The organism is Spiroplasma endosymbiont of Sarcophaga variegata (genome assembly GCF_965178695.1).
GTDB classification, from domain to species: Bacteria; Bacillota_I; Bacilli_A; order Mycoplasmatales; family Mycoplasmataceae; genus Spiroplasma; species Spiroplasma poulsonii.
Genome location: NZ_CBCXVU010000002.1, coordinates 239,630 through 263,867, shown reverse-complemented (window position 1 = coordinate 263,867; position 24,238 = coordinate 239,630). Strand labels below are relative to the sequence as shown.

30 protein-coding genes and 2 pseudogenes are annotated in these 24,238 nt (G+C 23.7%); 17 read left to right on the top strand and 15 right to left on the bottom strand.

All coding sequences use genetic code 4. The features are described from left to right. Positions 1-170 precede the first annotated feature (170 nt). From ACOBME_RS02945 to ACOBME_RS02880, 14 genes and pseudogenes are all read left to right on the top strand, one after another. Complete coding sequence (locus tag ACOBME_RS02945; protein WP_338966611.1) at positions 171-326, top strand: hypothetical protein; 156 nt, start codon at positions 171-173, stop codon at positions 324-326. A 107-nt stretch (positions 327-433) separates the two neighbouring features. Then, positions 434-553: pseudogene (locus ACOBME_RS02940) on the top strand (hypothetical protein); the annotation flags it as partial. Between the two features lie 94 nt (positions 554-647). After that, positions 648-1,052 (top strand): hypothetical protein, encoded by a 405-nt coding sequence (locus ACOBME_RS02935; RefSeq protein WP_338963760.1) that lies wholly within the window; start codon positions 648-650, stop codon positions 1,050-1,052. A gap of 821 nt (positions 1,053-1,873) precedes the next feature. Continuing rightward, the gene (locus ACOBME_RS02930) at positions 1,874-2,050 is read left to right on the top strand and encodes a hypothetical protein (protein WP_338963759.1); all 177 of its coding nucleotides are present in this window, start codon (positions 1,874-1,876) and stop codon (positions 2,048-2,050) included. A 74-nt stretch (positions 2,051-2,124) separates the two neighbouring features. After that, complete coding sequence (locus ACOBME_RS02925; protein WP_338963247.1) at positions 2,125-3,087, top strand: IS1/IS1595 family N-terminal zinc-binding domain-containing protein; 963 nt, start codon at positions 2,125-2,127, stop codon at positions 3,085-3,087. Positions 3,088-3,144: 57 nt separating this feature from the next. Further along, positions 3,145-3,309, top strand: coding sequence for a hypothetical protein (locus tag ACOBME_RS02920; RefSeq protein WP_419334204.1), 165 nt, complete (start codon positions 3,145-3,147; stop codon positions 3,307-3,309). 9 nt (positions 3,310-3,318) lie between these two features. Beyond that, entirely contained in the window at positions 3,319-3,477 is a 159-nt protein-coding gene (locus tag ACOBME_RS02915; RefSeq protein WP_338963755.1) for a hypothetical protein, read from the top strand. Positions 3,478-3,489: 12 nt separating this feature from the next. Next, complete coding sequence (locus ACOBME_RS02910; RefSeq protein ID WP_338963753.1) at positions 3,490-3,780, top strand: hypothetical protein; 291 nt, start codon at positions 3,490-3,492, stop codon at positions 3,778-3,780. Further along, positions 3,773-3,943, top strand: a complete 171-nt coding sequence (locus ACOBME_RS02905; protein ID WP_338963751.1) for a hypothetical protein — start codon at positions 3,773-3,775, stop codon at positions 3,941-3,943. The genes ACOBME_RS02910 and ACOBME_RS02905 overlap by 8 nt, the downstream gene beginning before the upstream one ends. A 1-nt stretch (position 3,944) precedes the next feature. Further along, the gene (locus ACOBME_RS02900; RefSeq protein ID WP_338963749.1) at positions 3,945-4,082 is read left to right on the top strand and encodes a hypothetical protein; all 138 of its coding nucleotides are present in this window, start codon (positions 3,945-3,947) and stop codon (positions 4,080-4,082) included. 2 nt (positions 4,083-4,084) lie between these two features. Continuing rightward, entirely contained in the window at positions 4,085-4,786 is a 702-nt protein-coding gene (locus ACOBME_RS02895) for a hypothetical protein (protein ID WP_338963747.1), read from the top strand. 1 nt (position 4,787) lies between these two features. Next, positions 4,788-5,705: a recombinase RecT gene (locus ACOBME_RS02890; protein WP_338963745.1), complete on the top strand. Its 918-nt coding sequence runs from the start codon at positions 4,788-4,790 to the stop codon at positions 5,703-5,705. Continuing rightward, positions 5,690-6,154 (top strand): hypothetical protein, encoded by a 465-nt coding sequence (locus ACOBME_RS02885; RefSeq protein WP_338963743.1) that lies wholly within the window; start codon positions 5,690-5,692, stop codon positions 6,152-6,154. The genes ACOBME_RS02890 and ACOBME_RS02885 overlap by 16 nt, the downstream gene beginning before the upstream one ends. Then, positions 6,154-6,927 (top strand): DNA-methyltransferase, encoded by a 774-nt coding sequence (locus ACOBME_RS02880; protein ID WP_338963741.1) that lies wholly within the window; start codon positions 6,154-6,156, stop codon positions 6,925-6,927. The genes ACOBME_RS02885 and ACOBME_RS02880 overlap by 1 nt, the downstream gene beginning before the upstream one ends. A gap of 189 nt (positions 6,928-7,116) precedes the next feature. On the opposite strand, the gene ACOBME_RS02875 is transcribed toward ACOBME_RS02880, so the two are convergent. The 4 genes from ACOBME_RS02875 to ACOBME_RS02860 all read right to left on the bottom strand — a co-directional run bounded on the left by ACOBME_RS02875 (position 7,117) and on the right by ACOBME_RS02860 (position 10,249). After that, on the bottom strand, positions 7,117-7,443 hold the full coding sequence (locus ACOBME_RS02875; protein WP_338963739.1) for a S1 RNA-binding domain-containing protein: 327 nt from the start codon (positions 7,441-7,443) through the stop codon (positions 7,117-7,119). Between the two features lie 165 nt (positions 7,444-7,608). Beyond that, on the bottom strand, positions 7,609-8,571 hold the full coding sequence (locus tag ACOBME_RS02870; protein ID WP_338963247.1) for an IS1/IS1595 family N-terminal zinc-binding domain-containing protein: 963 nt from the start codon (positions 8,569-8,571) through the stop codon (positions 7,609-7,611). Positions 8,572-8,687: 116 nt separating this feature from the next. Further along, the gene (locus ACOBME_RS02865) at positions 8,688-9,866 is read right to left on the bottom strand and encodes a hypothetical protein (protein ID WP_419334199.1); all 1,179 of its coding nucleotides are present in this window, start codon (positions 9,864-9,866) and stop codon (positions 8,688-8,690) included. Positions 9,867-9,910: 44 nt separating this feature from the next. Continuing rightward, positions 9,911-10,249 (bottom strand): hypothetical protein, encoded by a 339-nt coding sequence (locus tag ACOBME_RS02860; RefSeq protein ID WP_419334197.1) that lies wholly within the window; start codon positions 10,247-10,249, stop codon positions 9,911-9,913. A gap of 362 nt (positions 10,250-10,611) precedes the next feature. Between ACOBME_RS02860 and ACOBME_RS02855 the strand changes: the two genes are divergently transcribed. Then, the gene (locus tag ACOBME_RS02855) at positions 10,612-11,088 is read left to right on the top strand and encodes a lipoprotein (protein WP_419334195.1); all 477 of its coding nucleotides are present in this window, start codon (positions 10,612-10,614) and stop codon (positions 11,086-11,088) included. A gap of 81 nt (positions 11,089-11,169) precedes the next feature. Here the strand turns inward: ACOBME_RS02855 and ACOBME_RS02850 are convergent, their stop codons facing one another. The 4 genes from ACOBME_RS02850 to ACOBME_RS02835 form a co-directional block, all read right to left on the bottom strand. Continuing rightward, a complete protein-coding gene (locus tag ACOBME_RS02850; RefSeq protein ID WP_419334193.1) occupies positions 11,170-11,952 on the bottom strand; it encodes a hypothetical protein in 783 nt (260 codons plus the stop codon). A 148-nt stretch (positions 11,953-12,100) separates the two neighbouring features. Next, positions 12,101-13,063, bottom strand: coding sequence for an IS1/IS1595 family N-terminal zinc-binding domain-containing protein (locus ACOBME_RS02845; protein WP_338963247.1), 963 nt, complete (start codon positions 13,061-13,063; stop codon positions 12,101-12,103). 46 nt (positions 13,064-13,109) lie between these two features. Continuing rightward, positions 13,110-15,158 carry a hypothetical protein gene (locus tag ACOBME_RS02840; protein WP_419334191.1) on the bottom strand — a complete coding sequence of 683 codons (2,049 nt, stop codon included), beginning with the start codon at positions 15,156-15,158 and terminating at the stop codon, positions 13,110-13,112. A gap of 101 nt (positions 15,159-15,259) precedes the next feature. Then, on the bottom strand, positions 15,260-16,573 hold the full coding sequence (locus ACOBME_RS02835) for a hypothetical protein (protein WP_419334189.1): 1,314 nt from the start codon (positions 16,571-16,573) through the stop codon (positions 15,260-15,262). A 59-nt stretch (positions 16,574-16,632) separates the two neighbouring features. On the opposite strand from ACOBME_RS02835, the gene ACOBME_RS02830 reads away from it, so the two are divergent. Next, positions 16,633-17,544: a hypothetical protein gene (locus tag ACOBME_RS02830; RefSeq protein WP_338963723.1), complete on the top strand. Its 912-nt coding sequence runs from the start codon at positions 16,633-16,635 to the stop codon at positions 17,542-17,544. Positions 17,545-17,561: 17 nt separating this feature from the next. Here ACOBME_RS02830 and ACOBME_RS02825 read toward each other — a convergent pair whose 3' ends face one another. The 6 genes from ACOBME_RS02825 to ACOBME_RS02800 all read right to left on the bottom strand — a co-directional run bounded on the left by ACOBME_RS02825 (position 17,562) and on the right by ACOBME_RS02800 (position 22,711). Next, positions 17,562-19,430 carry a hypothetical protein gene (locus ACOBME_RS02825; RefSeq protein WP_419334187.1) on the bottom strand — a complete coding sequence of 623 codons (1,869 nt, stop codon included), beginning with the start codon at positions 19,428-19,430 and terminating at the stop codon, positions 17,562-17,564. A 3-nt stretch (positions 19,431-19,433) separates the two neighbouring features. Continuing rightward, on the bottom strand, positions 19,434-19,652 hold the full coding sequence (locus ACOBME_RS02820) for a hypothetical protein (protein ID WP_338963719.1): 219 nt from the start codon (positions 19,650-19,652) through the stop codon (positions 19,434-19,436). 320 nt (positions 19,653-19,972) lie between these two features. Beyond that, positions 19,973-20,272, bottom strand: coding sequence for a hypothetical protein (locus ACOBME_RS02815; protein WP_338963717.1), 300 nt, complete (start codon positions 20,270-20,272; stop codon positions 19,973-19,975). Between the two features lie 2 nt (positions 20,273-20,274). Further along, a complete protein-coding gene (locus ACOBME_RS02810) occupies positions 20,275-20,844 on the bottom strand; it encodes a hypothetical protein (protein ID WP_338963715.1) in 570 nt (189 codons plus the stop codon). A gap of 4 nt (positions 20,845-20,848) precedes the next feature. Continuing rightward, positions 20,849-22,351 carry a hypothetical protein gene (locus tag ACOBME_RS02805; protein ID WP_419334185.1) on the bottom strand — a complete coding sequence of 501 codons (1,503 nt, stop codon included), beginning with the start codon at positions 22,349-22,351 and terminating at the stop codon, positions 20,849-20,851. A 39-nt stretch (positions 22,352-22,390) separates the two neighbouring features. Then, positions 22,391-22,711, bottom strand: a complete 321-nt coding sequence (locus ACOBME_RS02800; RefSeq protein ID WP_419334183.1) for a hypothetical protein — start codon at positions 22,709-22,711, stop codon at positions 22,391-22,393. A gap of 237 nt (positions 22,712-22,948) precedes the next feature. Here ACOBME_RS02800 and ACOBME_RS02795 point away from each other — a divergent pair. Then, positions 22,949-23,215 (top strand): annotated as a pseudogene (locus ACOBME_RS02795) (IS30 family transposase); the annotation flags it as partial. Positions 23,216-23,268: 53 nt separating this feature from the next. Here ACOBME_RS02795 and ACOBME_RS02790 read toward each other — a convergent pair. Further along, on the bottom strand, positions 23,269-24,231 hold the full coding sequence (locus tag ACOBME_RS02790; protein ID WP_338963247.1) for an IS1/IS1595 family N-terminal zinc-binding domain-containing protein: 963 nt from the start codon (positions 24,229-24,231) through the stop codon (positions 23,269-23,271). Between the last annotated feature and the right edge of the window lie 7 nt (positions 24,232-24,238).

Here is a 24,238-nt window from a genome sequence, read left to right as displayed (position 1 = left end):
CAATGATGAATTTATAAAGTTATAAAAAAATATCAAATTATTAATAATAAGTTAATAGAAGTTAATTAAAGTATTGTTATTTTTTTCTTAAAAGAAATTGAATTTTTTAAATAAAAAAGTAAATTTATTGTTAAATCTCTTGCTTTTTTTTATAATATGTAAATTGTAATATGAAGTGCAACAAATCAACTCAGAAAGGAGTTGATTTTTTAATGGAAAGAAAACATTATTTTATTTTACGGTCCTTAGTAACTAAGTATGGAAAAGATAATGTTATTAATACGGTAAATAATATTGTAATTAATAATGAAAAAGAAGATGAATAAATTATCCGCGTAATTTATTAGCGGTAATTTATTCAATATAGTTTATTTTGAGCGTAGCGAACACGCGAAGCGTGCCGCGAAAATTAGATTTTTAGGAGGAATAAGTTATGCCAGTTTGATTAACGACAATTTTTAGTGTTGTTATTATATTAGGTATTTTTGCTTGAATTGGTTTATCAATTTATCAAAAAATTCGCCAAATTCGAGGAAAGAAAAAAGATAAAAAAACATACGATAGCATGTACTGTACATACTGGGTATGATGAAGAAAAATATACTGTAAAAAGACCTGTAATCGCAAATAAATTAGGTGTTTTTGAAATGGATAATATTCCAGATTATCTTAAAAAAGAAGCAGATTTAAAACCAGTTCTTATAAAATTATTTTCTTTAATTGAAACTCATTTAAATATGATACCTAATATTGAAATTATGATTTTAGGTGATGGTGCTCCTTTAATTAAAAATACTAAAATTTTTATGCATCAATATTTTCCTAAAAATAAAATTCACTATACAATAGATAAATTTCATCTTACAAGTAGATTTAAAAAATTATATCCATATCAAAATAAAAATAAGGAAAATAGAGAAACATATCATAAAGCAGTGGATTATTTTTTTAATGCTAAATATGAAGAATTATTACAGTGTTTAGAAGATAGTAAATCTTTTATAAGCGATGCTAAATTAGATTTTTTAAATAAAACTATTAGATTAATGTAGAATAAAGGATGAAATAGGACAAAAAAATCGACCCTTATTGGGTTGATTTTTTTATTTAAAAATTAACTTTAAAAATTAATTTGAAAGTGAGGTAATTATAATTCAACAACAAAAAATATGTGATATTAATGATTGCTATAAAGCAATATCATTCATTACCGAAGAATTTTTATCAAATAAAGTTTTATGAACTTGTGAAAAACACAAAGATTTATTAAATCAAGTTAAAAATTTAAAACAAAAGCAGTTTTATCAAAAACTAGAAAATTCAAAAATTATTTTTGATTTAGAAACTGGTTTTTTAAAACTTAAATTTTATAAAACAACTTAATGCAGTGTGGGACGGTTATTTTAAATAACTAAGTGTTTTTATTCCACAGCCGGCCGAGGCAAGTACTGAAATAGTGTATGAGGAAAAATGTAAATCGGCGCTGGTTTTTATAACTAAGCGATAGTCGTGATAAGTGCAAGGTCAACATCGAACGACAATAAACAAAGAGATGATCACTTTATAAATAAATTTGCGATTAGCATTAGGCTCTTCAAGGTGCGAGTGAATTTATTTTAAAAACTGAACGCTTTGACCTGAAATGGTGCGGATGAAGAGGTATATATACACGGCGTAACAAATTTACAAACAACTACAAAATGTAGAACATTGTAGTACTTTGTAGTTAATTGTAAATTCTAATCGCCACCGCTCACCTCCAGTGAAGCGGATGGCGTAGTAAATAAATAGATAAATACTTATATAACTAATTCTCGCTTGGCACTTTCACTTGGAAGTGAGTGCCAGCGAATTAAAAATAGGAGGAATTATAATGACAAAATATAAAAGTTTGTATATTAATAAAACTTGAAATGAAATAACAACATCTTTTGATTGAGTTAATTGTCAACCTATTAATTGTCTTATTTCACATCATAAAAATCATTATGATTTGCAATGTTTAGAATGAGCAAAAATGTACTTAAATTTATTTAAAGATAGACTTTAATTTTGTCGAAAACTCTTGATATTTATAAAATATACCTAAAATTAGGTATATTTTTAATATATAGAGGTAAATAAATGATGAAAAAAATAATTACAGAATTAATAAATAGCTTAACAGATGATCAATTTTTAGAATTTTATGAAAAAATAAAACAACAAGCAGACTTAATTAAAAAACAAAAACGTTTAAATGAAATTGATCAAAAATTTAGAGATAAAGGCATTATATGTCCTAATTGCAAATCTTTTCATTGTGTTAAAAATGGTCATAATTCCGAAGGAAAACAAAAATATTTATGTAAAAAATGTCGTGCTAGTTTTGATGCATTTCGTCATCATTTTACTTATTGAAGTCATTTAAATTATGAACAGTGAAATTTATTAATTCAAATTTCATTGTTAGGACAATCTAGTAAAATAATTTCTCGTTTTATTAAAACAACCCCAAAAACCGCTTGATATAATCGACAAAAATTAATGCAATCAAAACAATTAGAAAATACACAGTTAAAATTTAAAAAATTAAATGGTCAAATCCAAATGGATGAAACATTTATTAAAGAAATTCATAAAGGCAATTTTAAAGATAAATTTGATAAACGAAAAACTCATCTCGATCCATTTTCAACTGATACCAAATGCTGTATTCAAATGGCAGTTGATAGCAATAATAATATTTTTGTTCAATCCACCAATACCAAAAGATTACAAAAACAATGGATTATTGAAAATATGAATAAGCAACTAATTAAAGAAAAATCAATAATTATTTCTGATATGCAACCACTATATTTATTAGTAGCAAAACAAACAAATTCTACTCTATATTCCACCAAAACTAGTACAAACCCTGATACTAGTTATCAAAAGTTAAATAAGATTAGTAAATTACAATCCAGTCTTAAAGAAGCCTTAATTCATTATCATGGTTTGGGTTTCACTAATATTCAAAATTATTTAAAGCTCTGAAAATGAAAATACCAACACAAAGGTTTAACACCAAACCAACAATCAACGGTATTATATTTTAACGTTTAAAAAATTTAAAGCAAAATCATAATCTTATACAAAATTAGTTTTCAAATTGTCATATTGATGATTTTTTTTATTTCATCAAGAGTTTTCGACAAAATTAAAGAAGATAGATGAGATGTTATTGTTTCATATATGCAACATTATAAAATTAACGATATTTTAGATTTAGCTTCCGATGGTTGAAAAATATTACAAATTGACCAAAAAATCAAAGGAATAGTTTAGGGGATTTATATGAAAAAGTTAAATAAAATTTGTCTTAAACAAAAATATTGAGGTTATTGCTCAAAATGCAATCAAGAAAATAAATTACAAGAATTAATGCTTAAAAGTTATCCAGTTTTATTTGAAGATATGACTGATGAACATTGAGCATTAGGTAAAAAGAATTAGGAGGAATAAAAAATGTCATATTGTATTAGTGATTATTTAAATGAAAAATGAATTAATAATAAAGCATTAAAAATTAGTAATAAAGATATTATTTATGCACAAATTGATAGTGATTATGATATGAATTGAGAATTAAATTTATATCTTAAATTTGATAATGAAGAGCGATATGTTGGAAATATTTCATTGCCAATAGATTTTGACTTGAATTTGAAATGATATGAAATTGATGAAGTTAAAGGTTTAATAAATGACTATTTAGAAGATGAAGAAGCAGATTATGAGGTGATAAATTATGAATAAAAAAAATTATAGATACTTATTATTATCAAAAAATAGTGGATTTGATACTCAATTCTTTTATACATTAGAAGAAGCAAAAATTGCTGCTAAAAATATATTTTATAGCGAAACAACCATTATTGATTTAGAAAATGAAAATATTAAATGACAAGGATGTGAATAATATGTGAAAAGATGAAGATGGCAAAATTTATACCGACGAAGATTTATTTAATGAAGCACTTGAAGAATGTCATTCAGAAGATAGTGCTTATGAATATATTGATACTTTAATTGCAGAAAAGAATTTGGAGGAAATTTAATTATGTCAGATTTAAAGTTAAATAATGAAGTTAAAAATATTACTTATCCGTTTTATTTAAAAGGAAATGATTTTAAAGAATTAAGTTTAAAAGCATTAACAATTAAAAAATGAATTGATGAAAATGGACAAGAATTAGCAGAATTTATATATCGACAACAAGCTTGATTAATAAATGGAGAATATAAATCACAATCACTAAAAGATTTAAAATTAGTAGTTTCAAAAATTGATTATGTTTTTAGAGAACCATTAGAATTAATAAAAATTTTTAAAGATGAATTAAATTTTATTAGAAAAGATATTTTAAATTTAGAAAATAATATTAAGAATAATCATGATTCTTTAAAAAATAGTGTCATTAATATTCAATTTCAAAAACAAAATGAAATTGTTGAAACTCATAAAAAAGAACAATTTTTAGAAATTAAAAGTGTAGCAAAACAAGAGCAAGAATTAAAAATTATTACTAGTAATTTTCGTAAAGATAAATTATTAATTAAAGATATTGAAATATTAGGTATTAATGATAATTTTTTACAAAAAGCCGATAAATTAGAACTTATTAATCTTATTAAAAATTATTTAACTATTGATGAACAAATTGTTAAAAATGAAATTAAATATCAGTGAGATAGTAATAAAGATATTAATTTAATTGGGGTTAAAGGTATTAATTTTAAAATAAATAAAGGAGAAAAATAATATGGCAAATATTGTTGAATTTTTAAGAACAGATAGAACAACAGAATGAATAAAAAGTAAATTTTCTAATGAAAATGAAATTGCAAGATTTAAAAGTAATATAATTGCAATATCAAATAGTAATGAATTATTACAAAAAGCAGATCCAAAAACAATTATGACTGCTTGTTATCAAGGGTCATTATTAAATTTACCAATGGAAAAACAATTTGGTTATGCTTATGTTGTTCCTTATAATACTAAAATAACAAGAATTATTAATGGTCGTGAAATACAAGAATGAGTTAATCAAGCCCAATTTCAAATGGGTTATAAAGGTTATATTCAATTAGCCCAAAGAAGTGGTCAATATTTAGATATGTCAGTATCAGATGTAAAAGAAAATGAATTAGTAAATTATGATCGTTTAAAAGGAACTAGTTTTAATTGAATTCAAAATGAAGATGAAAGAGAAAAATTACCAATTATTGGTTATGTAGCATACTTTAAAATGGTTAATGGTTTTGAAAAAACTTTATATATGACCAAAGAACAAATGGAAAATCATTTTATGAAATATTCTAAAACTTATGCTAAAAATAAATCATTTTATATTGCTAGTTTTGATGAAATGGCACTTAAAACGGTATTAACTAGTTTATTACGAAAATGAGGTATTATGTCGGTTGAATTACAACAAGCATATAAATCAGACCAAGCAGTTATTACAACTAATGATGAAAAGATTTATATTGATAATGATAGTAGTGTCGCCAAAAATAAGGGGCAGATGAGCGATGAACCATTATCAAATAATATAAATTTTACCCCATCTTATACAGAAATAGCGGGCACAAACGATGTAGTTAAAGAAGAAGATATCTCAAATGTAGTACCAGCAATTAATAATAACAACGATGAGGAATGATCCACTTGATAAAAATAGGTATTGACCCATCAGGAACAGGTACTACTGCTATTGTTGTTTATAAAAATAATAAATTAATAGATAAAAAAGAATTTATAAATAAAAATTTAAAAGAACAATATGAATTTATTAATGATAAATTGTTTGATTATGAAGAAAAAATTAATATTGAAGATTGTTTATATACATCTGCTAATGCAAGTAAAGATAGAGATGATTTATTAAGATTATTAGGAGCATTATCTGTTTACAAATATTTTATTAATTGAGTATCACCAAAAAACACTAAATCAGTTGTTAAAAATATGGAAAATTTAAGTAAATATCTTAAAATAACAGCAATTTATGGTGAAGATAATTTATTAACTTATGAATATGGTAAAGGTTGATTCTATAATAATGAGAAAATAAGTAATCATTTACGAGACGCAATTATTATTGCTAATTATGAAGGTAAATAATGAAAACTAATTTAGGTGAATTATATTTATGTGATAGTTTAGAAATATTAAAAACAATACCTGATAAAAGTATTGATTTAATATTAACTGACCCACCATACCTTTATCCTGATATTGCTAAAAAATTAGAAAATAAGGAAAAACATATTGAATATAATTTAAAAAAATTAAATGATCCTAATACATCTAATATTCAATATCAAATTCGGAAAAGAGAACTTGAATTTTTACAAGGTGAATTTATTAATAGTTTTGATATACCATCATATTTTAAAGAATGAATGCGAATTATTAAAAAACCCAATTTTATAATTTATTTATCTTGGCAACAAACAAAAGATTATTTAATAGAAATTGATAAATATAATTTAAAATCTATTCTAATAAATATTGAAAAAACAAATGATGCACCCACTAATAATGCATATCGTAAAGATAAAGAATTATGTTTATATATTTATGATAAACCAATTTCTTATAGTAATGTTTGAAATCAAGATATGAAAACTATTTATAGAATTAGTAATAGTAATAATCAATTTATAGGAACTATTAAACATCCTACTGTTAAAGATATTAATTTAATTAAATTACAAATTAATAAACATAGTAAAGTTGGCGATACTGTATTAGATTGTTTTTTAGGGAGTGGAACAACTGCTATTGCTTGTGAACAATTAAATCGGCGTTGAATTGGTATAGAAATTAATGAAAAATATTATAAATTAGCAAAACAAAGATTAAGTAATATTCAAACTACATTATTTATTTAAAGGAATGATATTTATGAAAAGAAAATTAATTCGTAATATAAATGTTTACTTAAATGAAAAACAAGAAAAAGTTTGAAATGAATTACCTGAATTATATACCAACTCACAACGAATAGAACATCTTATCAATTTTTATATAGTACACAACAAAGAAAATAAATAAAATGAAAAAAAATAGTCATATAAAGACTATTTTTCTTTTTCTAAAAAATAATTTGTATTTAATAACTTTTCTAAATTAGGTGAAGTTTCTTTGATTTTATCATTATCATTTCTCAATAATTCAGGGTGACAATTTTTATAACTTAATTTAAGATGTTTTCTAACTGAATCAAAATCAATAATTTCAACTTCAATTTCATCATCAATATCAAAAAAGTCTCTTATATCTCTTACATAATAATCTGAAATTTCACTAATATGAATTAAACCATCAGCTCTTTCTGACCTACAAAAAGCACCATAGGGAGTAATATTTGTTATTTTTACAATAATTTTGCTATTTTTGTCATACATAATATATTTTTCTCCTTTATAGAGTTAATTATATTATTAAAATGCTGAAAATAATTGATTAAATACTTTAATTTTGTCGAAAACTCTTGATGAAATAAAAAAAATCATCAATATGACAATTTGAAAACTAATTTTGTGTAAGATTATGATTTTGCTTTAAATTTTTTAAACGTTAAAATATAATACCGTTGATTGTTGGTTTGGTGTTAAACCTTTGTGTTGGTATTTTCATTTTCAGAGCTTTAAATAATTTTGAATATTAGTGAAACCCAAACCATGATAATGAATTAAGGCTTCTTTAAGACTGGATTGTAATTTACTAATCTTATTTAACTTTTGATAACTAGTATCAGGGTTTGTACTAGTTTTGGTGGAATATAGAGTAGAATTTGTTTGTTTTGCTACTAATAAATATAGTGGTTGCATATCAGAAATAATTATTGATTTTTCTTTAATTAGTTGCTTATTCATATTTTCAATAATCCATTGTTTTTGTAATCTTTTGGTATTGGTGGATTGAACAAAAATATTATTATTGCTATCAACTGCCATTTGAATACAGCATTTGGTATCAGTTGAAAATGGATCGAGATGAGTTTTTCGTTTATCAAATTTATCTTTAAAATTGCCTTTATGAATTTCTTTAATAAATGTTTCATCCATTTGGATTTGACCATTTAATTTTTTAAATTTTAACTGTGTATTTTCTAATTGTTTTGATTGCATTAATTTTTGTCGATTATATCAAGCGGTTTTTGGGGTTGTTTTAATAAAACGAGAAATTATTTTACTAGATTGTCCTAACAATGAAATTTGAATTAATAAATTTCACTGTTCATAATTTAAATGACTTCAATAAGTAAAATGATGACGAAATGCATCAAAACTAGCACGACATTTTTTACATAAATATTTTTGTTTTCCTTCGGAATTATGACCATTTTTAACACAATGAAAAGATTTGCAATTAGGACATATAATGCCTTTATCTCTAAATTTTTGATCAATTTCATTTAAACGTTTTTGTTTTTTAATTAAGTCTGCTTGTTGTTTTATTTTTTCATAAAATTCTAAAAATTGATCATCTGTTAAGCTATTTATTAATTCTGTAATTATTTTTTTCATCATTTATTTACCTCTATATATTAAAAATATACCTAATTTTAGGTATATTTTATAAATATCAAGAGTTTTCGACAAAATTAAAGATTAAATACAAAAAATAACCTTAATTAGTTATTTTTTTAAATTAATTTTCTTTTAATTGTTAAATATTTAATAGAAATATTATTTGTATCATTTGAAATTGAGCCATCTTGCTTAATTGTTATTCTTTTATAAGAATTATCTGCTAAAAATGTAAATCTTGATTTTTGTGATATTGTTTCAAAATAATATGTTACAAAATTATTAGCAGATGCATAATCTGTTATTGAAATTGATATTTTATAGTAATATTTTGTTAAATCATAATCTGGAATTTTAAATGTTAATTTTTCGTTTGCTTCTGGATAATTAATTAATTCTCAATCATTGCCACCACTAATTGAAATATCACCACTCCCTAATAATGAATTACCATTAATAGTTTTAATAGTTGTTCCACTTATTAATTTATCTTGTTTTAAATCAGAAACTGCAATCTCATTATTATCACTTTTAATAATAGTCTTATTATCAAAAGGAACTGATAACTCATTATTAGAATTATATACCACTGATTTATTATCAACTTTAATTGAAACATTATTTATATAATTATCAATATATTTTGCTAATAATTCTTGTGATATTTCAATTTGTCATATGCCACTTTTTTCAGTATCAGATCACGGAATAATTGATAAAGTATTAGATCTAAAAATACTATTTTTTCATACATACTTAGCATCTGCTTCACTTAACATAATTGGTCGATCTTTATGATTAATATCAGGGCGACCAAATCAAGTATGATATTCATTTTTAAAACCATAATTATCAGGATTTATTTTAGTTATAGTTTGTGATTTATAAAACTTTGCTTTTTCTAATAAACTAATAACATCTGGTGAAAATTCTATCTTCATATTACTAAGATATGTATAACTTGCGACACCATCACTACTATTTTCACCACCACTAGAATATTCAATCCCAGTTCTTATTAAATATTGAGTTTGTAAACAACAAGCAATTTTAACATAATTAATGCGTTTTTTATCAATCTCACTATTTGGATCAAGTAATGGAAACTCCGTTTCTAAACGATAACCACAAATACTATCTAATTGTAAACTTGCTCTTGTAATACCCTCAATTAAATAATTTGAAATATTATCATCATAAAGTTTTTTACCATATTGTGCTACTAATTTATCAAAACCCTCTCAATTTTTAAATTCTTCTAATGTTATTAATTTAAAACTTTCTAATTTATTCATAATTTCACTTCTTCGCATCACCATTATAAACAAAAAAAGTCTTTTTAGACTTTAATTGTTTTATTAGATAACTTAATATCTTTTTTAGAAATTGGTGTTTTTGCTCTTTGTAGTTTAACAATATGATTAAATTCATCTTCACTAATAGGTTTATTTGTTTCTAATACTTGTGCTCATTCAGTATTACCAAGACCCAAAGTATTAGCAGTTTGAATTAAACCTAAATGAATAGCTTCTAATGTTTCTTGTCCTACTACTTTATTTGTAGACTCTTTAAGTTTATTTTTAGATACTTTTTTAATTAAAAGTTCCAATCCTTTATAACATAAAATACCTACAAAACAAGCACCAACGCCAATACCAACTAAGATTTCATAATTCATATTTTATCTTCCTTTCTTATTTTTTACGACAACATCTTAACATCACCATAAAAATAATCAACAATATAATTAAAAATGGTTGAAATAATATTGTTTATTGATTTTATATAAAAAAATAATATAATTCATCTAAGTAATTTATTTAATTTAATAAATTACTTATCCTTCTTTAAAATATTTGTAGTAATCTTCTCTATGAATAATTATTTATCAAAATATCAACAAAAGTGCTTATTTATAGCACTTTTTTATTTTTTATTATCTAATTTATCCTTGCATATATATATATATATATATATATATATATATATATATATAATGTGACCAGTTAATAAAATATAAGAAAAAGAGGGTTGGTATAAATGAAAAAATTATTAAGTATTTTAGGTAGTTTGGTTATTGTAGGTACAAGTACTGTGGGGGTAATAAGTTGCAAAGTTGATAATGTAAGTGAGTGCGAACGAAATGATATTGGCAATTGAAAACAAATGTGTCCAAAAGACCAACCATTTAAAAAAGTTGATAATAAATATTATGTTACAATTTGAAGAACAACAAAAGAAGATAAATGAAAAATTAGTTTATTTAATTTTATAAATAGTTCAGTTACAAATATTCAAAAAGATGGTAAATATATTCTTCAATATAGTATTAAACAAGGATATAATTCAGGATTAATGTTAGTTGAAGAAAGAGATCAATGAAGAACTGTATTAATTAAAAGATGAGAAGATGATTCAAAACAACAAGAATTATTTAAATCTTTATATAAATGAGATGATGATACACCTACTCCAACTTTACCTAAAATAGATGAAAATGGTAATATAATTGTTTAAATTAAAAATAGGGATAAAACCCTATTTTTGTTTTAAATTAAAATATGCCATTGGATTTGTTTAAATATTAAACTTTCCTCTTTATCAATATCCTCCAATTTGATAATTACCACCTTTAACATACAATTCATAATTAACTTTCATTTTTAATTTAACACCTTCATTATAAAAAATAATTTGTGTTCTAAAATAATAACCCGCTTGTTTTTGAAAAGGGTAATTTAATTCTTCTAAATTATTAAAAACAGAGTATCCACTTTCATTAATATCTTTTGCTTTAACAACATATCTATTACCTAATTCTTTATCCAAATGATTTGTAGGAGTTCCTTGTGAATCTGATCATACACGGATATGGCCAGTATTAAAAAATGTAAAACTATCATAATTATCTTGTACTTGTTTTCATTCAGTTGCTCCAAATGTTCCAAAATCAAATAATAAAATATCTTGTGGATAATTTTTATAATCAGGTGTACTTGCTGGATTTCCATTCCAAGCACTATTAGCTTCTAATTTACTATCTGCTTTATTTAAAATAATTTGTACTGGATAGAAATTAATACTTGGTGGTGGGTCTGGTAATTTAACAGGTCAATCGTGTACGATATCATCATCTATGTATTGATCTAAATAACTAAGTGAATAAAGAGTTAATCAATCTCGTACTGAATTATTATATAAACTTGTTGTTTGTAAACTAACAAAATAACTCATAATTGAATATGGATCATATAAATCAATATCATCGGAAAACATATAAATACTACATGCTGTTTTTCCTAAATTATAAAAACCAACTGCATCAATTATATAACGACCACTACCTGTAATATCAGTTAATAAATTTTTCCCTGTTTCCATAGTTGGTAATGATACAGTTTCTTCATTAATTAAATAAATACTATCTTCCTTTAATTTTGTCGAAAACTCTTGATGAAATAAAAAAAATCATCAATATGACAATTTGAAAACTAATTTTGTGTAAGATTATGATTTTGCTTTAAATTTTTTAAACGTTAAAATATAATACCGTTGATTGTTGGTTTGGTGTTAAACCTTTGTGTTGGTATTTTCATTTTCAGAGCTTTAAATAATTTTGAATATTAGTGAAACCCAAACCATGATAATGAATTAAGGCTTCTTTAAGACTGGATTGTAATTTACTAATCTTATTTAACTTTTGATAACTAGTATCAGGGTTTGTACTAGTTTTGGTGGAATATAGAGTAGAATTTGTTTGTTTTGCTACTAATAAATATAGTGGTTGCATATCAGAAATAATTATTGATTTTTCTTTAATTAGTTGCTTATTCATATTTTCAATAATCCATTGTTTTTGTAATCTTTTGGTATTGGTGGATTGAACAAAAATATTATTATTGCTATCAACTGCCATTTGAATACAGCATTTGGTATCAGTTGAAAATGGATCGAGATGAGTTTTTCGTTTATCAAATTTATCTTTAAAATTGCCTTTATGAATTTCTTTAATAAATGTTTCATCCATTTGGATTTGACCATTTAATTTTTTAAATTTTAACTGTGTATTTTCTAATTGTTTTGATTGCATTAATTTTTGTCGATTATATCAAGCGGTTTTTGGGGTTGTTTTAATAAAACGAGAAATTATTTTACTAGATTGTCCTAACAATGAAATTTGAATTAATAAATTTCACTGTTCATAATTTAAATGACTTCAATAAGTAAAATGATGACGAAATGCATCAAAACTAGCACGACATTTTTTACATAAATATTTTTGTTTTCCTTCGGAATTATGACCATTTTTAACACAATGAAAAGATTTGCAATTAGGACATATAATGCCTTTATCTCTAAATTTTTGATCAATTTCATTTAAACGTTTTTGTTTTTTAATTAAGTCTGCTTGTTGTTTTATTTTTTCATAAAATTCTAAAAATTGATCATCTGTTAAGCTATTTATTAATTCTGTAATTATTTTTTTCATCATTTATTTACCTCTATATATTAAAAATATACCTAATTTTAGGTATATTTTATAAATATCAAGAGTTTTCGACAAAATTAAAGCTATCTTCATCATTAAATGATTGAGGTATCATAACACCACTAATTCTATAATTTTTCCCATATTCTTTTTTTGTTTTTTTAGATCATATTGATACTGTTATTTTATCAGTTAAAGTAAATGCTCAACTTGTATTACTTGCACTAGCACCGATTATATCATTTACCTCATCTTGCGTATTATATCTAAAAGCATCTAATGGAATATTACCTTGATTTTTTGCTTGTGGACGAGTACTATCTTCAACAATAGGCCAATAACTTTCATCATAAAATGTATAATTTGATTTACCAATAAATAAAGGAATACCAGTTTTAATATTTGGATATAAGTTATTAGTATTTTTATCTATTGTTTTTCAATAAATTGGAATTCCTAAACTTATTGCATTTAAAAATTTACCAACAATAGGAATATCACGCTGAGTTCATGCAATACTTTCTGTTATATCTATTGGTAAACTAATAATATGATTAACCATAACACTAAATAAATTTAACATATCTTTTAATTGACCACGATTTTTACTTGGGTTAATTGTGTTATATCCTATATCAACATTATATTTAAAATAACCATTTGCTCGTACATCAAAATCTTTAATAACCTTATTACCTTTATAATTTAAAGCAACATCTTTAACTGTTAAATTATTTGGATTAGTTGCTTGTGTTAATTTTCTATCTGTATTTAAATAACCCTCATAATTTTTTTTAATTTCTTGATTAGATTGACCTTGTTTTCTTTTTAATCAATTATCATATTGACCATTAATAGCAGGAATTCCATTTGTTAGTAAATAAGTAGTTAATGGTTTAGATGATTTTGTTAAACTATCTGCTACTGGCATTTTTAAATCATCAATAAATAATCTTCTTTGTGGGTATACTTTTTCATTTCATTTCCCTAAATTTTCAATAGGTCGACCAAATATAACTGGTGCTGAAAAAGCGTTATTACCTAATAAAGTTAATTGAATACTTTTAATACCATTATCACCAGTAAATTTTTCATTAATTTCATAATCTTTGGGAATACCTAAATCATCTCATATTATTTTAGGTATTACATATCCTTCACCTGGTGCTGAAAATTGTACGAATTGTTGAATAGTTTGTCCCGTAGTATTAATATAATCTTTAACATAACTAAAAGTAATATTTCAATATACTAATTCATTTAAATCATTATATTTAGGTTGAGCATTTGATATAAACATTAATAAATTATCATCAACATCTTCTTTATCAGATTGTAAAGGTACTAAATAAAATCTTAAAAAATCTTCTCTTTGAAAATTATAAGTAGTTTCAATGGTAATTGTACGATCAAGATATCAAGCATTATATTCACCAAAATATTCTTCACCACCTAATTTAGAAAATTCAACAGTATCATTAATATTAACAATATGACATTTATAAGCATCACCTTTAAATTTTCTTTTAATAGCAAAATTATCTAATGCTTTATTAATTTTTTGTAAATTCATAACATAAACATTAAAACCATTTTCATTATTAATTTTTTCTCAAATATCATTAATTGGATAATTATTCTCAGGTTCTTCTGAATTAATAAAAACTTGTTTTGTTGCATTTCATAAATAAGTTTTTTCAGTACTAGTAATATATAAATAACTAATTTTATCTGTTAAACTTTTTTTAAAATCATCAAAAGAATAAGTAAATCAATCTTTTTCTTTTTGAAAAAAATCATAATTTCAAATATCAGGGATATGTCTAGATCTAATTTTAATTGCATTTTTTCATTGTGCTATAATTCCCTCTTTACCAGTAAATATTTGTGACATTTGAGTAAAGTTTTGTGGTACTCCATTATTAGGTTGAAAACCTTTATCAGTAATATTTACTAATCCAGTTTTAATAATAAATGGAAAAAAGTAATAATTACTTTTAATATCAATATCTAATTTAGTTAAATCAGATCGAACACTATTATCCATTATTCTTTCATTTAAGTTTTTAAAAATACTATTAATATTTGGTACTTGCATTATTGTATATCTCCTTTAATATCTTCTTCTCTTGTTTGTTTATCATCATCAAAATAACTCATTTCTAATTTATCCAGTTCTTTTCTTTCTTTTAATCTTTCTTAATACATTATTCTTGCTTTTTTATTTGTAATTTTATGTTGATCTTTAATTGCTTTAATATTTGTTGTACTATTATTATTTAATTGGCGATCAATTACCTCTGATTGTGTAATTTCATTAACCATTGATATATCAATAAATTCTAATGTATAAGGTCTAATATTATCATTATTTGTATTATTATCATTTAAGTTATCTCATTTACCATAATGTCTAAATATATAATCAAATAAACGATATAATTTTGGCAATCTTAAAGACCTTTTTTGTAAAGTAGTATAAATATCTAATTTATTATTCATTAATGACTCTGTTTTATTTGTATAACTATTTCCTGAAAAATTATCATATTCATAACCAGCACCATTAAATATCATTTTCATAGAATAATCACTATCAATAGTTATTTCAGTATAATTTTGTTGAGCATGAATTAAACCCATTCCACTATTACCAGTTAAATTAGCATAACCTTGTACTGTACTAGTAATAATAGCATCAGCACTTACTAATTCTTCTGAACCTTTACCATTATCAACAAGTGAATGAGTAGTATCTTTTTGTCCTATAAAATGAGTACGATTAATAATTCTTTCAATTCTTTTATAGTAAATATTGTCTTGTACATCTTTAATTAAATTAAAGACAGGTAAACAATCAGGGATAGCATCTATTGTTGTTTTTGTACCATGCACTAATTTAGGTAAATTAATAAATTCAACAATAGGTAATATATCAATTCCAGTATCATATTCCATTGTTGAAACTGGTTTTAGTTTACTTTCTAATTCTCCATAAGTTTGTCAAATTCCAATTTTTAAATCTTTTGCTGTATAGTAAGTTATTTTTGCTTTTCTAGGATAGAATTGCACTCTTTGATATCACATATAATCAGATTGAGCAGGTAATATTCACATTTCAGCATATTGTTCTATTTCTGAATATTTAGCAATACGAACATTTGAACCAATTGGAGCAACATCAATAGTTAAATCGTCAGTCTCTGTTTTTAATAAATACATTACACTACGACCATATAAACTATTTGATAATTCATTTTGATATAACTTAGAATAAACATAGTTTTTTTCGTATCATTCTTCTATTCAATCTTGCGTATCATCATTATCACAATTAAACATTAAACCTTGTCCAATAGTTAACGGAGCGGCTTTTCTATTAGCAATAATTCAAGGAATATCAATATAATATTTTTGTTCTTGCAATATTTTATATTTTCCTTTTTCTAAATAACTTAAATATTCAGGCTTATTAATTAATTCATTAAAATTTATTTCTTGTTTATTATCCATTTTTACACCTCTTTTTGTCATCACCCATTATATAATCACCATAAGGAGAGTGTCAAAAAATGTGAAAGTTATTAACATTAATTACTAGTATTTTAGAAAATCCAAAAATAGCATTAAGAATTATAAAATTATTAGAAAAATATGGGAATTCTAAAATAAAAGCAATTTTGCAAAGTATTAAAGATATTGAACATCAATTAGCACAAATTCAATATTATTTAAACCCTAATATATTAAGTGATTTATTAGCAAAATTACCTAAAAGTTTAGAAATACAATTATTTAAAGATATTAGTTTTTTAGATAAAAATAAATATAAAGAAATTGTAAAATCATTAACACCAACAGAAAGTAATTGAACTATATTATCTAGTAGTTGATGTAAAAAAGGATTTTTTCAAATAACTAATAAACAAAAATTAATAGGTAATTTAACTATTTTAATTCAATCAGATAATGATAAACAAAAAAGATGATATGGACCTTATACTTATCCAAAAGTACATATTCAAGTATGACAAGCAATGAAATCAGCAACTGGTAAAAATGGAACTGGGGCAGGGTCAGTATTTTGAAATATGTGATTACATGTATGATTACGCAGTGAATTAAGAGAATATGTTAATTGACAAATATATACACAACAAAATAAAGGTGGTGGAGATGTTAAATTAAGAGCAAGTCGTATTAATAAAAATTTATTACAATTAAATAAAGAAATTAATAAATATAGTACTAATTTTTATAATTTAAAATATAGTAAATTAAATAAAAATAAACAGTTTATAGATAATAAAAATTGATTAAATCAACAGCGAGAATATGCAACTAATTTAAAAACTGGTTATCAAAAATTACATACTAAAATAATATCAAAACCAAAAACAATAAATATTTATAAAGAACTTAAAAAAGGTATTAATGTAATTAAACATCCAATAAATACTATAAAAAATAAAAAAATAGGTTAATTCCTATTTTTTATATACTATGAATTTTTAATTACTACATCAATAGGGTTTGTTTGACCAGTAGCGTTATTTTTACCTTGAATTTGAACTTCAACAGTTTTATCATTTGTAATATTAATTGGTCAATCTTCACCCTTACTTTCAATAAAGTAATCAAAATTAAATTGTGGTTTTAACTGTTCTGTTGTTGCTTTTGTTGGGTCTGTAACGTGAATAGCTGGTTTATCTAATTTATTAATTTTACTAATATCAATTTTAGAGTTACCTTTAATTAATATTTTTTTATCATTAATATTTTGATTATCAATAATACCTGCATTAATATGTAAATAAATATTATCACTTACAATTTCATTAACTGGTAAATAAATACCTGCTGAATTTGTTTGAATTGGATAATCATTTTTACCATCATTTAATATCATAATAGAACGCATAAGTGCTAAAATTCTTTGTTTCTGTGGTGTAGTTAAATTTTTATCTAATACTTTATCAAATAATTTTTTAATCTCTGCTTTGTCAAGAGTAGATGGGGTAATTCCAAATAATTCGTAATATTTTTTCTTTACATCCATATTTAATGCTGTTTGGTCTTCTGTTAAATTATTAATGTTGTTAATAGTATTTTTCATTGCAGTTTTAAATGTAGGATTATAAAAATCTTTATAATTTGGATCATAATCTAATAATTGATAAGTTAATTCATTTTCTCATTCACCAGTAAATTCATTATATTTTTGTCATGAATCACCAGTTGGATTTGTATTATCTCATAAGCGAGCAATAGCATCATTTTGTTCTTGTTCTGTAAACATTTCTTTAACAATTAAGAAACCTAATTCTGGTCTTGTTAAAGCAGGTAATGAAAATAATACACGACTAGTAAATGCTGGTTCTTGTGTATCATTATCTACATAACTAATATTTTCAGTAAAAATAGTAATCATTGCTGCATTATCTCTATGAATAACTAATGCTTCTATTTTATTATTAATAGATAAATCAAAACCACGAGTTCTATTCATTCCTTGTAAATTAACCTCTAATTGTCCATCTGATGTTTTACCATGCAAAGGTTTAATATTTTGACCAAGTCATAATGATTTAGAAACCATATAACCTAAAACTTTATCTTGTAATAAAGTACCTGTTACCATTGTATTTGCTGAAATATTTTCACCAATTAATTGAGTATATGCTCGTGTTAAATCTAAATATGAATGTGGTTCTCAAATCATTTCTCAATCACTAGTATTTGTACCAATTTGAGATGCATTAATTTTTCGTGTTTCATCAGTCATACGATGTCCTAATTTATACATTAAATCTAATGCATCTTGTTGAGTTTTAATTTTACTTGTATCATAAACAAAAGCACAATCTTTATTAAATTTAGATCTAGCAATATAATTATCAACTACACCTTTTAAAAAGTATAATTCTAAATTAAACATCATATTTTCTGTAATTGAACCAGTTCATTTTGCTACTAATTCACCGCGTAATGATGGATCATAATCTTTTAAACGAGATAAATCAAATCTTCTTCATTGTGTTTTTAAACCAATAGTATGATCAATTACTAAACGACCACGCTTAGCATTTTGATTTTGTTTTGGGTTTCCTTTTTCATGGTTTCATTCTGAATCACCATAAAATAATCGTTCAGGTATTGTATAAATTGCAACTGCATAATCTGCACTTTCCATATTAGGACTTGATTGTGCTGTTGCTGTTAAACGATGAAATGTATAATAATCAGGATTTGATAAAATATCTTTAACTCGCATTTCTTGTGCTGATAATAATAAATGTCCTTCTTTTGTTAAATTTGCTACACCATTACCAATAACAAATCCCTCATGTAATCCTATAATTGATGCCATATTTTATTTTCCTTTCTGATATTCTTTTTGAACTAAGTTTTTAATTCTTTCATTAATAGGAATATTATGATTATCTTGTAAATTTTCTTTTATTTTTTGTGATAATTCTTCAATAAACATATTTTCATCTTTAATTTGAATTCCACCATTCATTAGGTTTTTCATATCTAATGTTGGTTTTTTCTCAACTAAATCTTTAAAATTAGTTTTAATATATTCCATATCTTTACCACTATTTAATAGTTCTTCTACTAATTTACGATTTTCTTGTGGTACTTGTGATAACTCATATTCTTTTATTTTTGACTGATAATTATTAATTTGTTCTAAATATTCTTTTTCAGTTTCTGATTTTATACGAGTTTATGCACTTGGTAAGACACTAGATAGTACTTGTTTTTCTTTTTGTTCCAATAAAGCATTAATTTCATCTTGTGTCATATTTTCTTTATATTCATATTTAAAGTTTGACATAACTTTAATCCCTCCATTATTTTTTTATAGAAAATTTCAAAAACTATCGTCACCATCTTACCATCATTTTAATTTTTGTAAACTTGTGGATATTTTTTCTTAATTTCAGTTCTAGTTTCTTCAATACCTTTTTTAAAACCTTTTTCATATTGATCTAAATATTTTTTTTGATTATTAACACCATAATCATAAGTTTCTTTCATTAACTCTTGAAATATTTTAGTATGTTCTTCACACGCAGGAACACCAATACCATTTCAATTTTTACTTACTTTTTTAAAACACTCTTTACCATCAATTATCATTCAACAAATATTTTTATCCATTCGCATTTTTTCAATATTTCTTTTAATTTGTTTTTTTGCCATAATTAATCTTTTCCTTTCAATATTTTCTCTGCAAATTGTGAAACAGTTTCTATTGCTGTATCTTTATCTACTTTTTTAATTTCTAAATCTTTAATAAATTTATTTTCAATTCTTTCATAACTACCATTTGCTTTTAAATATGCTTTGCACATAAACATAATAATTAATCTACCAATAGATCAAATAATTAAAGGCATTAAACCTAAAATAATAAATACAATACCTAATTTTCTTTTTCTAATTAAATGATTACCTTGTGATTTAATATTTTTATCTATTTTAGGTTTACGACCAATTCACATTAAAATACCTTGAATACCTAATAAAGTAATATGGCCAAATCCTAAACCAATAATATTACTTGATGACATAATACTATCTCAACTAAAACCATCAAATTGACCACTTTTAACTGCTCATGTTCAACCTAATGCAAAAAATGTATTATAAAGTAATGCCCATCATAAATGAGTAAATCCACTCATAAATCTATCTCACTTAAATAATATATATTCTTTATAATTCTTTTTATCTAAATCAATTACATAGTTATTTTTATTTCAAAATGCCATAATTTTAACCTCGCTTTCCGAATTGTTTACTTATTAAAAATGGATTATCTAATGTTTTTATAAAATATTCCATTATATCCATAACAGCATAAGTCATAGCATCAAAACCATCATCAAATAATTTATAAGTAGATTTATTTGCAGGTGGTTTTCTTCATTCCATTTTTAACATATCCTTAAATAACTCTGGTGTTAATCGTTGACTAATTTGTAAATAATTCTTATTTAGCAGGATGATTATAGCATCAATTCTATCAGTTCTATATCAAACATCTTTTACTACTGGTTTAAATCTTAATCAATTAGCCTCAGGGAAATATTGTCGCCGAATATTGTTTAATGTATCAATAGAAACTAAACCACCATTTCCATAGTCAACATTTACATCTAAACCATCTTGTAAATAATCTCATTTTATAGAAGCAGTTATAAAAAAGTGTACTATTTCAAATAAAATATTAGTTGTATCTTTATGTATCATTTCAGCATTGCTATGTTTATATTCCATTAATGGTGTCATTTTTTTATATTCTCTATCTAATCCCATTAAAATCGCATGTGTTGCATGTCCAAGAGGTGAATCAGCATAACCTAAATCTAAACCCGCTTTAAAATTAACTGGTTCAAAATCGTATAATTTACTAAATAAATAATTAGCAAAAATAGATCCATCTAATGCTCCAGGCATTCCAATTCCTCAGACCTCATATTTTTTAGGTCATTCTGCTTTTAATTCATATAATTTCATTAATTCATCATAATTTAAATTATCTTTATTAATTAAATAATTAGTATAATGATTAATTACTTTTTTATCATATGCTTTTTGACCTGTTTTAGGATCTAATACTGGAACTACTAATTTAGATATTTGTTCACCTTTACTTTCTAATTCTTTACGATTAAAAGGTAATAATTTGTTTAAATAATCTATATGATCTTGATAAATACTATCGGGGTTAGTACTTGTAATTAATATTAATTTTTTATAATCACAAACTGCTTGCATAATTGCTTCTTTTTCTGATTTACTAAATTCATTTGCTTCTTCTAATCAAATAATACATAAATCAGCACTATTTGCTCTTGCTGTACCTTTACCTAATACTTGTGATGAATTACTTTTTCTTGCACCTTGTAATTTAATAAAACTACCATTAGGAAATGTTCAAGTTGGTTTATTAAAACGAGCATTATATTGATAATGACCACCTTTTCATTTTTTAGTAGGATTAAGGATTAATCCAACTTTATCTAATGCATCTTGAATATCTTGTTGCATTTCAGCAGTATCAGCACTATTTAATCTAAAACCATATATTGCTATTTTTTTATCTTTATTTGCTAATACAACACAACTTAATAATGCTATTAATTCATCAATACTATATGTTTTACCCGCTTTACGACTACCTGCTAAATTAATTTCATCTGCTATATACTCTGTATTATTTAATAAACTAACTACTATCTTATTAAGATAACTATATTCATATAACATTGCCATTATATCTTTCTCCCATCTGTTATGTTAATTACTGGGGGATTATAATTGATTTCAGTTTCATTTTCACGGCCATAATACTGTGCATATACTGATACACCCCCCCCTAGTTTCGTTTAAGAGATGTAATTTTATATTATTTTCTAGTATTCTTATTTTCATTTTAAGTTCATTAAATGCTAATAAATTAGTGTCTTTTAAGGCATTATATTCATCTTCTTCTAAATTACAAAAGATTAATAAGGTTTCTTTAGTGGCAAGTTTTATCTTATTTTCTTTACAATATTCATCAAATTTTGTTAATTTTTGCTTTATTTTTGTTAAATTTGCCATTATTCATCACTTTTTATCTACTTTTGCCATCTTTTTTACCTCTTTTTGTCATCACCATTCTACAAAAAAATATAAAAAAGTAAAATAAATTAAAAAAAAAGACTTTTTCAAGTCTCTAATTTTAGTAATTTTTAAACAAGCGATTAAGGGCTAGTAAATTCTACTTGTATTAAATTACATCACCATCCTACCATCATTTAACGGATTGTCAACAAAATATTAATTTTTATTGTATAACTATTTTAATAGAAAGGGCTAGGTTGTCTTATGAAAAAAGAAAAGAAAAAATTTAAACATTTTAAGTTACCAGAAAGACAAGATTTAAAAGAATATTTAGAATCCGAAAAATTTAAAAAGAAAGATGGTACACCCAATTATTCTAAAATAGGAAAAGTAATGAATAAAAGTCGTAATACAATTAGATTAGAGTCTAAAATACTTAAAGAAGAATACGATCCTAAAAAAGCGAATGATGATTATAAAAATACTTTAATTTTGTCGAAAACTCTTGATGAAATAAAAAAAATCATCAATATGACAATTTGAAAACTAATTTTGTGTAAGATTATGATTTTGCTTTAAATTTTTTAAACGTTAAAATATAATACCGTTGATTGTTGGTTTGGTGTTAAACCTTTGTGTTGGTATTTTCATTTTCAGAGCTTTAAATAATTTTGAATATTAGTGAAACCCAAACCATGATAATGAATTAAGGCTTCTTTAAGACTGGATTGTAATTTACTAATCTTATTTAACTTTTGATAACTAGTATCAGGGTTTGTACTAGTTTTGGTGGAATATAGAGTAGAATTTGTTTGTTTTGCTACTAATAAATATAGTGGTTGCATATCAGAAATAATTATTGATTTTTCTTTAATTAGTTGCTTATTCATATTTTCAATAATCCATTGTTTTTGTAATCTTTTGGTATTGGTGGATTGAACAAAAATATTATTATTGCTATCAACTGCCATTTGAATACAGCATTTGGTATCAGTTGAAAATGGATCTAGATGAGTTTTTCGTTTATCAAATTTATCTTTAAAATTGCCTTTATGAATTTCTTTAATAAATGTTTCATCCATTTGGATTTGACCATTTAATTTTTTAAATTTTAACTGTGTATTTTCTAATTGTTTTGATTGCATTAATTTTTGTCGATTATATCAAGCGGTTTTTGGGGTTGTTTTAATAAAACGAGAAATTATTTTACTAGATTGTCCTAACAATGAAATTTGAATTAATAAATTTCACTGTTCATAATTTAAATGACTTCAATAAGTAAAATGATGACGAAATGCATCAAAACTAGCACGACATTTTTTACATAAATATTTTTGTTTTCCTTCGGAATTATGACCATTTTTAACACAATGAAAAGATTTGCAATTAGGACATATAATGCCTTTATCTCTAAATTTTTGATCAATTTCATTTAAACGTTTTTGTTTTTTAATTAAGTCTGCTTGTTGTTTTATTTTTTCATAAAATTCTAAAAATTGATCATCTGTTAAGCTATTTATTAATTCTGTAATTATTTTTTTCATCATTTATTTA